Source organism: Verrucosispora sp. TAA-831, from assembly GCF_050780145.1.
Taxonomy (GTDB): domain Bacteria; phylum Actinomycetota; class Actinomycetes; order Mycobacteriales; family Micromonosporaceae; genus Micromonospora.
In genome coordinates this window covers 3356499-3370560 of sequence record NZ_CP192240.1, presented here as the reverse complement: position 1 = coordinate 3370560, position 14062 = coordinate 3356499, and the positions used below count along the sequence as shown (strand labels likewise).

Genomic DNA, 14062 nt, shown 5'->3' with positions numbered 1-14062 from the left:
GCGTCGGTGGTGTGACCGGTCAGGCGCGACCGCGACGGGTCCGGACCTCCTGGAGCCGTTCGGCGAGGATGTCCTCCAGTTCGGCGATCGAACGCCGCTCCAGCAGCATGTCCCAGTGGGTACGCGGCGGCTTGGCCTTCTTCTGCTCCGGCTCGCTGCCGTCGACCAGCCGTGCCACGCTGCCGTCGAACTTGCACTCCCAGGTGGTGGGCACCTCGGCGTCGACGGCGAACGGCACCTCGAACTGGTGACCCTTGGCGCACAGGTACTCGCGGGTCTGCCGCGGCGCGAGCTCCGTGTTGCGATCGGATTCGTAGCTGACCGCGCCCAGTCGGCTACCGCGCAGCATACGCTCGCCCATGATCGACTTCCCCTCTGTGGTGGTGCTGGTCCTATCGGTGTAACGGTCCGCCGTCGCCGGGCCATTCCCCGTGGCCGCCGTCTTGACGTCCGGCAGCACGGCGGGTACGGGTCAAGGGTAGCGGGCCGCAACGCGTACCCGGTCGGGTCCGCCCGCCGGGTCGTCTCGGCGGACCGTCGCCGCCAGCGGAGATCGTAGCCCTCGCACGCACCGGGCCGGGGCCGGTGGGCGGCGGCGCGCCGTGATCAACCCGCCCGGGGCGTCGGTGGCAGCGGCAGCGGCAGCCCGGGCAGGCCGTCGATGCTGGTGGCGACGTCGTCCTTGCCGGCGAAGTAGGCGTCCAGCGACGCGTCGTCCTCCCGGGCGAACCGGCGGCCGTGCAGGTCCCGGTCGGCGTCGTAGGTCATCAGCGGCACCGCGAACCCGCAGGTGTCGCGGATCAGCCGGGCGTGCACCACGATGACCGCCCGCAGCCCGTGCGCGGTGCTGTCGATGTCCGGGAAGCGGGCCAGCAGCCCCGGGAAGCGGGGGTCGTCGCGGAACACCGGCTCGCCCCGCCCGTGCACCCGCACGATCGACGGCGGCCCGGAGAAGGCACACCACATCAGCGTGATCCGGCCGTTCTCCCGCAGATGGGCGATGGTCTCGGCGTTGCTGCCGGCGAAGTCGAGGTAGGCCACGGTCAGTTCGTCGAGGACCGCCAGGCACCCCCGCAGGCCCTTCGGCGACAGGTTGACCGTGCCGTCACCGGAAAGCGGCGCGGTCGCGGTGAAGAACATCGGCTGGGCCTCGATGAAGTCCCGCAGCCGACCGTCGATGCGTTCGTAGGTCTTCCCCATCCGCCCATCATCGGCGAGTCCCCGCCCACCCCGCCGCCCCCTTCCCAGCCCTCGACACACGCGACCGCCCCGGCATGCGTCGATCAAGAGGTTTGGGCGGGGACAGGGCCACCATTCGCGCCCGAACCTCTTGATCAACAAGGGTGTGCGGGCGGCGGGTCAGGAGGTGGCGCGGCGGGTCAGGGCGGTGGCCAGCTCCGCCACCTGGGCGGCCAACTGCGCCACCCGCTGGCGGGCGTCGTCCCGGTCGGCCTCGGTGGCGCGCAGGCGTACCGTCACGTCGTCGAGCCCCCGCTCGGCGGTGCCCGCGGCGGCCCGGGCGGCGGCCAGGTCGGCGCGCAGCGTGCTGACGTCGGCGAGCGCGGCGGCCAGGTCCCCGGCGGCCTGCCGGGCCACCGCCTGGGCCCGGTCCCGGTCGGCGGTCGCCTGGGTGCGGGTCCGCTCGATCTCGGCCTGCACCGCCGCCACCTCCGCCTGGGCCGCCGCGACCTGGGCCCGGTCGGCGTCGGCGGCGGCACGGGTCCGCGCCGCCTCGGACCGGGCCTGCTCGGCGTCGGCGCGGGCCTGGGCGAGGTGGGTCCGGGCCTGCTCCACGTCGGCGCGGGCCTGGTCGGCGGCGGCGTTGGCCCGGTCCGTCTCGGTCCGCAGCCGCTCCACCTCGGCGGCGGCCTCGCCGAGGGCGTGGGCGACCCGTTCGGCCTCGGCGCGGGCGGTGTCCCGCTCGGCAGTGCGGTCGGCGACGCGACGGTGGGCGGTGTCCAGATCGGCCCGCAGGGTGTCCGCCTGCGCGCGGGCGGTGTCCCGGTCGGCCTCGGCCTGCGTGCGCAGCGCCTCGGCGGCCACCGCCGCGCGCCGCGCCTCGTCCCGGGCCGTCTCGGCGGCCTCGGCACGCTGGTCGGCGGCGTCGGCCCGGGCCAGGGACCCGGCGGCCTCGGCGCGCGCGGCGTCCCGGTCGACGGCGGCGGTCTCGGCCGCCCGGCGGTCCCGTTCGGCGCGGGCGGCGGCGTCCTCGGCGGCCCGCACCGCCTCGTCCCGCTCGGCCTGCGCCGCCGCGACCTCACCGGCGGTCTCCGCCCGGACCTGCGCCACCTGACGCTGCACCCCCGACGGGGACAGCTCGGCGTGCAGGGCCTCGGTCAACGTCTCGACGATCTGGTCGAGCCGTTCCACCGCCTCCCACGTGCGGGCCACCTGACCGGGCAGGCCGGGGGCGTTGCGGTGGCGCATCCGGCTGTTGCGGGAGGCCCGCTGGCAGGCGCCGTCGTTGTCCCGGCAGTACCGGAACGGACGGCCCGCGCCGACGCGCTGCGGCACGTCGCGGCCGCAGTGGGCGCAGGGGCGGGTGTCGGCGGTGGGGGCGGGCTGGACGTCCATCGAACGGGCAGTCTAGTGAGCCGTCCACCACCGTCCCGTCGGCCCGTCACCGCACCGGTGCCGCACCGCCGTACGAGGCCGTGTCGACCGCCGGGGCGGCGGTGCTGTCCCGCACCGTCAACCGGGGCTCCAACAGCGTCGTCTCCGGCACCGGTTCCTCGGCCAACTTGCGCATCAGCAACGCCACCGCCTGGCGACCGATCTCCTCGGCGGGCACCGGCACCGAGGTGAGCCGGGGACCGGCGTGCTCGGCGAACTGGTCCGGGCAGACCGCCACCATCGACACGTCGTGCGGCACCCGCCGCCCCAACCCGGCCAGCGCCGCCTGCACCGCGCCCACGGCCGACTCGTTCTGCACCACCAGGCCGGACAGGTCGGGGTGCCGGGCGAACAACTCCACCACCCGACGGCGTACGTCGGCGGCGTTCTCCTCGCACGGCATCGTCACCGCCTCCACGCCGTGCGAGGCAGCCGCCTCCACCACACCGGCCCGCGTCCGGTGGGCGAACCCGGTGCCCCGGTCGTAGACGGCGGCCGGCGCACCCAGCAGCGCCACCCGCCGGTGCCCGAGGCCCGCCAGGTGCTCCACGCACACCTGGCCGGCCCGGTGGAAGTCCAGGTCCACACAGGTCAGGCCGGCGGTGTCGGCGGGTACGCCGATCAGGACGCTGGGGCGACCCAGCCCCCGCAGCAGCGGCACCCGCACGTCGTGCAACTCCACGTCCATCACCAGCACCCCGTCGACGAGCGCCCCGGCGGCGACCCGACGCAGCCCCTCCGGCCCCTCGTCGGAGGTCACCAGCAGCACGTCGTGGTCGTGACGGCGGGCCGAGGTCACCACCGCCGTGGCGAACTGCATCACCACCGGCACCTGGATGCCCGAGCGCAGCGGCAGCACCAGGGCGATCACGTTGGAGCGGCGGCTGGCCAGCGCCCGCGCCCCGGCGTTCGGGTGGTAGCCGAGCACCCGGATGCTGGCCAGCACCCGGTTGCGGGTCAGCTCGGAGATGGCCCGCTTGCCGCTGAGCACGTACGACACGGTGCTCACCGCGACACCCGCGTGCCGGGCCACGTCGGCGATGGTGGGCTGACCCGACGCCCGCCGGCTCACCGGGCCCCGCTCGCGCTGTGCAGCCGCGCCGACCGGGCCGCCGTGTCGCCGCGTACCGCCAGCGCGCCGATCAGCCGGACGTCGGTGGCGGAGCGGCCGACCAGCACGCTGTGGGTGGCGTCCTCCACCACGAGCGCGCCCCGGTCGGCGTCCCACCAGCCCAGCTCGGCGGTGCGCAGCCGCAGCGTGACCCTGCGGCTCTGTCCGGGAGCCAGGGTGATCCGGTCGAAGTCCCGCAGTTGCCGCAGCGGCTGCTTGACCCGGGAGCGGCGTTGCCGGGTGTAGAGCTGCACCACCTCCACGCCCGGCCGGGTGCCGCTGTTGGTGACCTCCACGCTCACCTCGACGGTCTCGTCGACCGACGCGGTGTCGGCGCTCAGCCGCAGGTCGGCGTAGTCGAAGCGGGCGTAGGACAGGCCGTGGCCGAACGGGTACAGCGGCTCGCCCCGGAAGTACAGGTAGGTGGAGTCCGCGCCGATCACGTCGTAGTCGAGCAGGTCGGGCAGGTCGGCGGTGTCGGCGTACCAGGTCTGGGTGAGCCGGCCGGCCGGGTCGGCGTCACCGAGCAGCACGTCGGTCAGCGCCCGGCCGTGCTCCTGCCCGCCGTGCGCGGACCAGAGCACCGCCGGCAGGTGCTGCTGCGCCCACCCGATCGCGTACGGGTAGCTGCTGGTCACCACCAGCACGGTGCGCGGATTGGCGGCGTGCACGGCACGCAGCATGGCCTCCTGCCGGGCGGGCAGGGCCAGGTCCACCCGGTCCTCGGTCTCGCGGCCGTTGACCATCGGGTGGTTGCCCAACGCCACCACCGCCACGTCGGCGTCGGCGGCCAGCGCGGCGGCCTCGGCCGCGCCGTCGGTCACCAGGTCGATGCCGAAGGCGGTGGCGGCCTGCCGGTCGTCGCCGTCGACGCGCAGTCGCCCGTCGGCGTCGACGGTGACGTACCGGTCGGTGGCCAGGTGACGCAGCAGGACGGTGCCGGCGGGCAGCGGGTCGAACTGGAACGTCTCGCGCACCACCCAGCCGCCCGGTCCGGGGCGGTCGTTGCGCAGGGCGCCGTCGTCGTCGACGCCGACGTGCCGGCCGTTGCCGACGGCCCGCAGCGCCACCGTGTCGCGTCCCCAGTCGAACACGTCGAAGTGGGCGGCGTCGGCGCCGAGGGTCAGCGGGCCGCCGTCGGCGGCGTCCGGGCAGCCCACGTACCGGTCACCGGCGCGCAGCGCGACGCGGTCGGTGCCCGGGTGCGTGGTGACCTGCGGCAGCCGCCCGGCCAACCCCTGGTAGGTGGTGACCGCGTACGGCAGGGTGCCGCTGTACCAGTCCTCGTAGACGGTGTCGGCCAGCGGGCCGAGCACGGCGACCCGGGTGCCGGCGGGCAGGGGCAGCAGGCCGGTGTTGCGCAGCAGCACCACGGAGTCGCGGGCGGCCTGCCGGGCCAGGTCGCGGTGGGCCGGGCAGTCGACGACGTCGGCGGGGGTGGCGGCGTACGGGTCGTCGTGCGGCGGGTCCAGGTCACCCAGGCGCAGCCGTACCGACAGGATGCGCCGTACCGCCCGATCCACGTCGGACGCCGAGATCAGGCCCCGGTCGAGTGCCTCGGCCAACCACCGCCGGGTGGGGGCGCTGTCGGTGTGGTTCTCGGTGAAGCTGTCGATCCCGGCACGCAGGGCGGCGGCGAATCCGTGCACGTGGTCGGGTGTCTGGTCCTGCACGTCGGTGAGGTTGCCGACCGCACCCGCGTCGCCGACCACCAGCATTTCGTCCGACGCCCACCGGCGCAGTTCGCCGTCGATGAGTGGGCTCAGGTGCGCCGGCACCCCGTCGACCAGGTTGTACGACGCCATCGCGCCGACCGCGACACCGGCGGCGATCGGGGCCCGGAAGGCGGGCAGTTCGTACTCGTGCAGCACCCGGGGCGGCAGGTCGCTGGAGGTGGTGGCCCGGTCGGTCTCGTTGTTGTAGCCGAGGAAGTGCTTGACCGTGGGGGCGGTCCGCAGCCGCTCGGGATGGTCACCGCACAGCCCCCGCGCGTAGGCGGTGGCGAGCCGGCCGGTCAGCCACGGGTCCTCCGACCAGCCCTCCTCGTTGCGGCCCCAGCGCGGGTCGCGCAGCGGGTTGACCACGGGTGCCCAGACGTTGAGGCCGACGCGCTGCGGGTCGGCGTGGTTCTTGGCGCGGACCTCGGTGCCGACGGCCGCGCCGACGGCCCGGATCAGGTCCGGGTCCCAACTGCTGGCCAGGCCGATGACCTGGGGGAACACGGTGGCCGTGCCGAGCCAGGCGACGCCGTGCAGCGCTTCGGTGCCGGTCTTGAACGGGGGCAGGTCGAGCCGGGGGACCGCTGCCTGCCACTGGTGCAGCAGGCCGATCTTCTCGGGCATGGTGAGCCGGGCCAGCAGGTCATCGATCCGGTCCCGGGGTGCGGGCAGGGTGGGGTCGGTCATGGTGGATCGCCTTCCAGTGCCCGGCGCGCCGGAGGTCGAAGCGCTTCGACGGCGGACGGCCGAGCGGCATCGCAGGTGACGGTGGGGTGACGGTCGTCGTCCCGGACGCAGGTGAAGCGCTTCGACGAGCCGTGGAAAGCAAGCCGCCCCGGGTGCCCGAGCGGAGCGGCTCGCTTCGAGGTTGGCACCATCGACCGGTCCGGTCAAGACTCGGTGCGCGGTGCCCAGGTCAGCGGGTCGGCAACCGTCCGGCCTCGACGGCGGCCAGGGCCGCGGTGGCGCCGCCGAGCGCCGCCGCGGTGTCCAGGGTGGAGGCGTCGAGCCGGACGCCGCCGGCGCCGGGGGCGTGGGCCCGCGCGGCGAGCTCGGAGCGGGCCGCCGGCAGCAGCCAGGGCGCCAGGGTGGCGAAGTGGTCGCCGAGCACCACCGCCTCCGGGTTGAGCAGGTCGGCCAGGACGGCCACGCCACGGCCGAGGTGCCGGCCGGTCTCGGCCAGGCCGTTGCACACCGTGGGGTCGTCCTGGCGGGCCAATGTCACGATCCGGGTCAGCTCGGGCAGGTAGTCGGTGACCGGGCAGTCGGCCTCGGCGTCGGGCAGCAGTCGGCGGACCACGGCGGGCAGTCCGACCAGGGTGGTCAGGCAGCCTCGGCCGCCGCAGTCGCAGGGCGGCCCGGTCGGGTCCACGGGCAGGTGGCCGATGCCGCCGGCGAAGCCGCGTCCACCGCGCAGCAGCCGGCCGGCGGCGATGATCCCGGCGCCGACGGTGATGCCGCCGGCCAGGTGCACCAGGTCGGCGGTGCCCGCGTACGCGCCGTGTCGCTGTTCGGCCAGGGCCGCGAGGTTGGCGACGGTGTCCACGCCGACGGTGAAGGTGGGTTCCCGCAGGGCCGCGCGCAGGTCGTCGGCGACCGCAACGTCCCGCCAGCCGAGGGCGTCGGACAGCGGGACCGCCCCGGCGGGGTCGACCAGCCCGGGCACCCCGACGGTGAGGCCGAGCATGGTGCGGCCCTGTGCGGTGACCCGGCCGATCGCGCGGCGGGCCAGGGCGGTCAGGGCGCGCAGGGTCTCGGCGGGGGAGGCGGTGTCGGCGGCGAAGGCCCGACGCCAGGTGAGCAGCCGGTTGCCGCCGAGGTCGATGGCGACCGCGACCAGTTCGTCGGCGCCGACCTGCAGGCCGAGTGCGGCGTACGGCTCGCCGTCGAGCACCAGCATCGTCGCGGGACGGCCGACCCGGTTCTCGGTGAGCCCGGTCTCGCGGACCAGCCGCTGGTCGAGCAGCTCGCTGACGAGGCTGGAGACGGTGGCCTTGTTGAGGCCGGTGCGGGCGGCGATGTCGGCGCGGGAGCAGGGGGCGTGCAGGCGGACGTGCCGCAGGACCACCGCGCGGTTGGCGACCCGCACGTCACCGAGGTCGGTCGGCTGCGGCTCGTTCTGGATGCTGATCACGATCTGCCCGCTCCCTGCGCCGGTGTCGTGGCGCGCGCGTCCATCATCGCGTACCGCGGTGGCGGGACCGACCACGCCGTCCGGGCCGCCGGCACGCCCTGTCTTGTGGGACGGGATAGCCGTCGATTAGTTTGTTCGGCTAGAACCCCAACTAATCCTAGCCGGAGTCCCCCGCTCCGCAAACCGTTATCGACGACGAAGGGAGTGCGCCGTGACACCTTCTCCGCGCACATCCACCGACCGCCGCACCATGCTGCGGCTGATCGGCCTCGGCGCCGCCGCGACCGTGGGCGGCGGCGCCCTGGCCGGTTGCAGCAAGGAGGCCGGCAGCCAGGGCAGCGCCACCAGCGCCGACGCCATCAAGGCGGTGCTGCCCACCTACCAGCGGGTCGAGCTGCTCAAGCCGGACATCCCCGGCGAGGGCCCGATCCCGGACGGCTACCTCAGCTACCCCCGCGAACTCGTCGACGCGGTCACCGAGCAGCCCGGCCGGGGCGGCCCGCCGATCCAGACGATGAGTCCGTGGTGGGGCCCGACTCCGCCGCCGCTGGGGCGCAACTCCTACCTCGCCGCGGTCAACGGCAAGCTCGGCGTCGAGGTCAACCCCAGCCTCCAGGACGGCCTGACCTACGCCGACAAACTCAACGCCATGCTCGGCGCCCGCGACGTGCCGGAGCTGCTGTCCGCGCCGAACTGGGAGGTGGACAAGGTCGCCCGGTTCTCCGACGCGGTCAAGGCGTTGTTCACCGACCTGACCGACCACCTCCAGGGCGACAACGCGGCGAAGTACCCGTATCTGGCGGCGCTGCCCAGCGGCGCCTGGGAGTACTCGGTCTGGGGTGGGCGGCTCTACGCCGTGCCGTTTCCCACCGACGGGCCGTTCGCGTGGGCCATGTTCTACCGCAAGGATCTGCTCGACGCCGCCGGGCTGGCCGCCCCGGCCAGCCCCGACGAGCTGTACGAGTTCGGCAAGAAGGCCACCGACCCGGCCAAGGGTGTGTGGGCCTTCGGCAGCGTCTTCGAGATGGTGCAGCAGTACTTCGGCTGTCACGAGCGCTGGCGCAAGATGCCCGACGGCCGCCTACAGCACAAGTTCGAGGACCCGGCCTTCGAGGCGGCGCTGGAGTTCACCGCCCGGCTGTTCGCCGAGGGCCTGGTGCATCCGGACACGGTGGCCAGCAAGGGCGCCGACGAGAAGCAGCTCTTCAACTCCGGCAAGATCCTGATGTACCGGGACGGGCTCGGCGCCTGGCAGGGCATGCAGAGCGAACGGGTCAAGGAACTGCCCACCTTCAACATGCAGCCGCTGCCGGTCTTCGGCGCGCCGGGCGCCCAACCGGTCATCTGGGGCAGCGAGAAGCCGATCTTCTACACCTTCCTCAAGAAGGACCTGTCCGCCGAGCGCGTCGACGAGCTGCTGCGGGTGCTCAACTGGTGTGCCGCGCCGTTCGGCAGCCGCGAGTTCGAGCTGCGCGAGTACGGCGTGGAGGGCCAGCACTTCACCCGGGGCGCCGACGGCACGCCGACGCTGACCGAGCGGGGCCGTACCGAGTTGGGCGCGCAGTACACCCACATCGGCGGGCGGGTGCCGGTCAAGGTGCGCAGCGGCGACACGCCCCACTTCGTGCAGGACTACCTGGGCTACTACCGCACGAACATCGCCTCGATCGAGAAGGACCTGTTCGCCGGGATCAAGCTGGAGCTGCCGGCGAACTGGTCGAAGATCATCCAACCGACCGACGACAAGATCCGTGACATCCTGCGCGGTCGTCGCCCGGTCAGCGACCTGGCCCAGGTGCGTAAGGAGTTCCTGGACACCGGTGGCGAGGAGGGCCGCGCGTTCCACGAGAAGGCGCTCGCCGACAACGGCCGATGAACGGGCGGACAACCGTGCGCCCGACCGGTGCCGGGGGACCGGTATGAGCGCCCCCGGCACCGTCGAGGAGCGACCACCCGCCGGACGGACGCCGCCACCGCGGCGTCCCCGGCGCGGTGGGCGGCACACCCTGCGGGCCCGGCTGCGCCGCGACTGGCCGCTGCTGGCGATGGCCGCCCCGGCGGCGCTGCTGCTGCTGGTCTTCCACTACCTGCCCACGCTGGGCAACGTCATCGCCTTCCAGGACTACAACCCGTTCGTCGGCGACGACCCGCTGGACGCGTTCCTCAACAGTGAGTGGATCGGCTTCGGCAACTTCGAGGCCCTCTTCCGCGACCCGCTGTTCTGGGACGCGGTCCGCAACACGCTGAGCATCACCGCCTTCCAGTTGGTGTTCTTCTTCCCGCTGCCGATCCTGCTGGCGCTCATCCTCAACAGCGTCGTCTCCGGGCGGCTGCGCGGGTTCGTGCAGAGCGTCGTCTACCTGCCGCACTTCTTCAGTTGGGTGCTGGTGGTGACGTTCTTCGTGCAGATGTTCGGCGGGGCCGGACTGCTGGCCCAGGAGATGCGCCAGGCCGGCATGCAGCCCTGGGAGATCATGACCAACCCGGACACGTTCATCGTGCTGGTCACCGCCGAGGCGGTCTGGAAGGACCTCGGGTGGGGCGCGATCGTCTTCCTGGCCGCGCTGTCCGCGATCGACCAGAACCTGTACGAGGCGGCGGCGGCCGACGGGGCCGGACGGTGGCGTCGGTTGTGGCACATCACCCTGCCCGGTCTGCGTCCGGTGATCGTGCTGCTGCTCATCATGCGGCTCGGCGACGCGCTCTCGGTCGGCTTCGAGCAGTTCATCCTGCAACGCGAGGCGGTCGGCCGGGAGGCCGCCGAGGTGCTCGACACGTTCGTCTACTACCAGGCGATCAGTACCCAGCAGTGGGGACTCGGCGCCGCGGCGGGCCTGTTCAAGGCGGTGGTCGGCCTGGCCCTGATCATCACCGCGAACAAGGTCGCGCACCGGCTCGGTGAGCAGGGGGTGTACGCGAAATCATGACCGCACAGCTCAGTGGTGCCGGGCCGGTGCCCGCGGCACCGACAACAGCGGGGCGACCCGCGCCACCGCCACGGCGACGCCCCACCGGTCGCCCGGTGTGGGCGGGCCGCCCCTCGACGTCGCTGACCATCGGCAAGGGGGTCGTGCTGACCCTGCTGGTCGCGGCGGTGCTGGTGCCGCTCTGGGCGGTGCTGGTCACCAGCCTCGCCTCGCGCGGCACCATCGACGACGCGGGTGGCATGGTGATCATCCCCCGGGAGATCGACCCGTCGGCGTACATCACCATCTTCAGCGGCGGCGACGTCACCCGGGCGGTGTGGATCAGCACCCTGGTCACCGTGCTCGGCACCACGGTCAGCCTGCTGCTCACCGTGCTGGCCGCGTACGGGCTGTCCCGGCCCGGTTCGGTCGGCCACCGTGGGCTGCTGTTCTACTTCCTGCTGACGTTCCTGATCTTCCCGGGGCTGGTGCCGAGCTATCTGGTGGTGACCGGCCTGGGCCTCAAGGACAGCATCTGGTCGCTGATCCTGCCCAGCGCGATCAGCGTGTTCAACCTGGTGGTGATCCGCGCGTTCTTCATGAACGTGCCGGCCGAACTGCTCGACAGCGCCCGCATCGACGGCGCGGGGGAGCTGCGCATCCTCACCCGGATCGTGCTGCCGCTGTCCAAGGCGGTGATCGCCGTGGTCGGTCTCTTCTACGCGGTCGGCTACTGGAACGCGTACTTCAACGCGGTGCTCTACATCGACTCCAACGACAAGTTCCCGATCCAACGGGTCCTCCAGAGCTACATCCTGGCCGGACAGTCACCGAACGTCTCCGGTGCGTCGGTGAGCCTGCCCGGCGTGTCGGCGTACCCGCCGACGCTCGCGGTCAAGATGGCCGTGGTGATCGTGACGGTCATCCCCGCCGTGATCATCTATCCGTTCGTGCAGCGGCACTTCACCAAGGGTGTCATCACCGGCGCGGTGAAGGGCTGACCGGGCGCGGTGCGGCGCCGCTCGGCAGGGGCCGGACCCGGGTGGGTCCGGCCCCGTCGCGCGTGACGCCCGACTCCGTCCAGCCGGGCGTCACGCGCGACGGTCGGCCCTAGGCGGGGAACAAGCCCGCGAAGGGCACGACGGTCACCGCCGCACCGTTGAGCAGTGACCGGGCCGGCAGGTCGGACTCGCCGACCCCGGCGAACGCCAACTGCCCCACCAGCAGTGGCCCTCGCGTCCTGATCCGCAACTCGTCGCCGTCGCGGAACGCCTCGATGACGGTGTCGCCGTCGACGTCGTGCACCACCGTCCGGCCCGCGACGGCACCCCAACTGACCAGCGTGACGTCGCGGAACGGCCGGTCGCCGACGGTGGGGTGCGGCGCGACCAGCGGCAGCAGCGTGCCGTGCCGCACGAACAGCGGGGTACGCGACAGCGGCACGGTGACCCGCAGGTGCCGCCCGCCCGGATGCCGCTCGCCGGTGGCCGCGTCGATCCAGTCGTCCCCGACCGGCAGGTAGATGTCGCGCCCGCCGGTCGCGTCCAGCACCGGCGCCACCAGCAGGTCGGTGCCGAGGCGGTACTGCAGGTCGGTGGTCCAGGCCGTCGGGTCCTGCGGCGTGTCGACCAGCAGGGCGCGCATCATCGGCGCGCCGGTGCGGGCGGCCTGCACCGCCGCCGACCACAGGTACGGCATGAGCCGGTAGCGCAGCCGCAGCGCGGCCACCGCGTGCCGTTCGGTCTCGGCCGGGAAGTCCCAGGGCAGCCGACTGGTGGTGCCGTGCAGCCGCAGCAGCGGCGACAGCGCCCCGAACTGCAACCAGCGGACGTACAGGTCGGGTTCCGGGGTGCCGTGGAACCCGCCGGTGTCGTGGCTCCAGAACGGCACCCCGGACAGGCCGTGCGACAGCCCGCCGCGCAACGTGCTGGCCAGCGCCGGCCAGGTGGCGTTGACGTCGCCGCTCCACTGCGCGCTGTGCCGCTGCCCACCCAGGTACGACGAGCGCGCCCACACCGCCCGGTGACCGGCCACCTCCTCGGTGACCTGGGCGACCACGTCGTTGAAGAGCAGGCTGTAGACGTTGTGCAGCTCGACACCGGTCATCCCGTTGTGGGCCACGGCGTCGGCCGGCACCCCCTCGGCGAAGTCGGTCTTGAACACCGCCACGCCCTGCTCCAGCAGGGGCCGCAGCAGACCGGTGAACCAGTCGACGGCGGCCGGGTTGGTGAGGTCCACGATGGCGCTGACCGGGTAGCTGCCGTGCCACACGTCGGCGACGTACGTGCTGCCGTCGGGGCGGCGCAGGAAGTAGCCGGCGCGGTCCGCCTCGGCGTACAGCGGGCTGCCGGTCATCAGGTACGGGTTCATCCAGAGGCAGACCCGGAAGCCCTGCTCGCCGAGGGTCCGCAGCATCCCGGCCGGGTCGGGGAACGCCTCGGCGTCCCAGCGCAGGTCCGACCAGTTCCCGGCGACCTGCCAGTAGCAGTCCAGGTGCAGCACGTCGCAGGGGATGTCGCGCTCGCGGATGCGGCGCGCCCGGTCCAGCACCTTCTCCTGACTGTCGGGGTAGAAGCCGGAGGAGATCCAGGTGCCGAAGGCCCAACGCGGCGGCAGGTACGGCCGAGAGGTGAGCCGGTCGAGGCGGTCCAGCACCTCGGCGGGGGTCGGACCGGCCAGCACGTAGTAGTCCAGCAGGTCGTCGGGGACCAGGATCTGCACCGTGCTGTGGGTGGACTGACAGACGTCGAACTGCACCGGCAGGCCACTGTCGACCAGCAGCCCGTAGCCCCGGTCGGACAGATAGAACGGCACGTTCTTGTGCGAGCGGTCGGACTCGCTGCCGAAGGCGTCGAAGTTCCACATCAGCGCCCGTTGGCCGCGTTTGTCCAGCGGGGTGAACTTCTCCCCGAAACCGACGAAGCGTTCGTCGCCGGGCGCGACGAAGCTCTCGTGCCAGGCCACGCGGACCCCGTCGACGGTGGAGCGGCCGAAGGGCAGCGTGCGCCGCCGGCCGCTGATGTCGACCGTGCCCGGGTCCTGTTCCAGCAGGACGGTGCCGTCGGGGCGCAGGAACCGGATCCGCCACGGGTCGAGCCGGATCTCGGCGACGACCGATCCGGCGTCCACGCGTACCCACCGGTCGTCGGCGGTCACGGTCGCCGCCCGCGTCTGGGGGTGGACCAGCGTCACCGCCCGCGCGGACCGGCTCCGTGCCTGGGGGTCCTCGGCGAGCCGGACCCGGATCACGCCGTCACCGGCGGCCTCCACCCGGACCACCGCCGTCACCCCGTCGGCCAGCGCCGCCTTGAAGGTGGCCCCGGAGGTGTCGCCGCCGACGAACTCGGCCCGCCCCACCACCGCTGTGCCGTCCTCGCCGGGGGAGCGGACGGGCAGGTCGGGCGGGTCGGCCACGAACGTCTCGTACGGCACCAACGGCGGTCGGTACGGCATCGGCTCTCCTCAGGCTACGGCGGTGCGGATAGTTTCTTTAATTACCCAACGAACTGTCAACGAGGATCATCGATGCCGAAACTATCGGCGCCGTTGACATGGGCAAACCACCTCCCTAGTTTGGACA

At 73.2% G+C, this 14062-nt stretch carries 10 protein-coding genes; 3 read left to right on the top strand and 7 right to left on the bottom strand.

Annotated elements, in window-relative coordinates; all coding sequences use genetic code 11:
* Positions 1-19: 19 nt before the first annotated feature.
* The 6 genes from ACQVFL_RS15275 to ACQVFL_RS15250 form a co-directional block, all read right to left on the bottom strand.
* Entirely contained in the window at positions 20-361 is a 342-nt protein-coding gene (locus ACQVFL_RS15275) for an RNA polymerase-binding protein RbpA (protein ID WP_046564157.1), read from the bottom strand.
* A 245-nt stretch (positions 362-606) separates the two neighbouring features.
* Positions 607-1200: a pyridoxamine 5'-phosphate oxidase family protein gene (locus ACQVFL_RS15270; RefSeq protein ID WP_396695508.1), complete on the bottom strand. Its 594-nt coding sequence runs from the start codon at positions 1198-1200 to the stop codon at positions 607-609.
* 159 nt (positions 1201-1359) lie between these two features.
* Complete coding sequence (locus tag ACQVFL_RS15265; protein ID WP_431729684.1) at positions 1360-2574, bottom strand: hypothetical protein; 1215 nt, start codon at positions 2572-2574, stop codon at positions 1360-1362.
* A gap of 46 nt (positions 2575-2620) precedes the next feature.
* Positions 2621-3685 carry a LacI family DNA-binding transcriptional regulator gene (locus ACQVFL_RS15260; protein ID WP_396695504.1) on the bottom strand — a complete coding sequence of 355 codons (1065 nt, stop codon included), beginning with the start codon at positions 3683-3685 and terminating at the stop codon, positions 2621-2623.
* Complete coding sequence (locus ACQVFL_RS15255) at positions 3682-6129, bottom strand: glycoside hydrolase family 3 C-terminal domain-containing protein (protein ID WP_431729683.1); 2448 nt, start codon at positions 6127-6129, stop codon at positions 3682-3684. The genes ACQVFL_RS15260 and ACQVFL_RS15255 overlap by 4 nt, the downstream gene beginning before the upstream one ends.
* A gap of 229 nt (positions 6130-6358) precedes the next feature.
* Positions 6359-7576, bottom strand: a complete 1218-nt coding sequence (locus ACQVFL_RS15250; RefSeq protein WP_431729682.1) for an ROK family transcriptional regulator — start codon at positions 7574-7576, stop codon at positions 6359-6361.
* A gap of 211 nt (positions 7577-7787) precedes the next feature.
* Here ACQVFL_RS15250 and ACQVFL_RS15245 point away from each other — a divergent pair, with 211 nt between their 5' ends.
* From ACQVFL_RS15245 to ACQVFL_RS15235, 3 genes are read left to right on the top strand one after another with little or no spacing between them, the layout of a single operon-like run.
* Positions 7788-9452, top strand: a complete 1665-nt coding sequence (locus tag ACQVFL_RS15245) for an extracellular solute-binding protein (protein ID WP_396695498.1) — start codon at positions 7788-7790, stop codon at positions 9450-9452.
* Between the two features lie 43 nt (positions 9453-9495).
* A complete protein-coding gene (locus tag ACQVFL_RS15240) occupies positions 9496-10503 on the top strand; it encodes an ABC transporter permease (RefSeq protein WP_431729681.1) in 1008 nt (335 codons plus the stop codon).
* Positions 10500-11483: a carbohydrate ABC transporter permease gene (locus ACQVFL_RS15235; protein ID WP_396695494.1), complete on the top strand. Its 984-nt coding sequence runs from the start codon at positions 10500-10502 to the stop codon at positions 11481-11483. Before ACQVFL_RS15240 ends, ACQVFL_RS15235 begins: the two co-directional genes overlap by 4 nt.
* A 109-nt stretch (positions 11484-11592) precedes the next feature.
* Here ACQVFL_RS15235 and ACQVFL_RS15230 read toward each other — a convergent pair whose 3' ends face one another.
* Entirely contained in the window at positions 11593-13935 is a 2343-nt protein-coding gene (locus ACQVFL_RS15230) for a TIM-barrel domain-containing protein (RefSeq protein WP_431729680.1), read from the bottom strand.
* Positions 13936-14062 lie beyond the last annotated feature (127 nt).

Coding starts and splice junctions, on each gene's coding strand:
- ACQVFL_RS15275 (WP_046564157.1), bottom strand. CDS start 361: ATGGGCGAGCGTATGCTGCGCGGTAGCCGACTGGGCGCGGTCAGCTAC.
- ACQVFL_RS15270 (WP_396695508.1), bottom strand. CDS start 1,200: ATGGGGAAGACCTACGAACGCATCGACGGTCGGCTGCGGGACTTCATC.
- ACQVFL_RS15265 (WP_431729684.1), bottom strand. CDS start 2,574: ATGGACGTCCAGCCCGCCCCCACCGCCGACACCCGCCCCTGCGCCCAC.
- ACQVFL_RS15255 (WP_431729683.1), bottom strand. CDS start 6,129: ATGACCGACCCCACCCTGCCCGCACCCCGGGACCGGATCGATGACCTG.
- ACQVFL_RS15240 (WP_431729681.1), top strand. CDS start 9,496: ATGAGCGCCCCCGGCACCGTCGAGGAGCGACCACCCGCCGGACGGACG.
- ACQVFL_RS15235 (WP_396695494.1), top strand. CDS start 10,500: ATGACCGCACAGCTCAGTGGTGCCGGGCCGGTGCCCGCGGCACCGACA.
- ACQVFL_RS15230 (WP_431729680.1), bottom strand. CDS start 13,935: ATGCCGTACCGACCGCCGTTGGTGCCGTACGAGACGTTCGTGGCCGAC.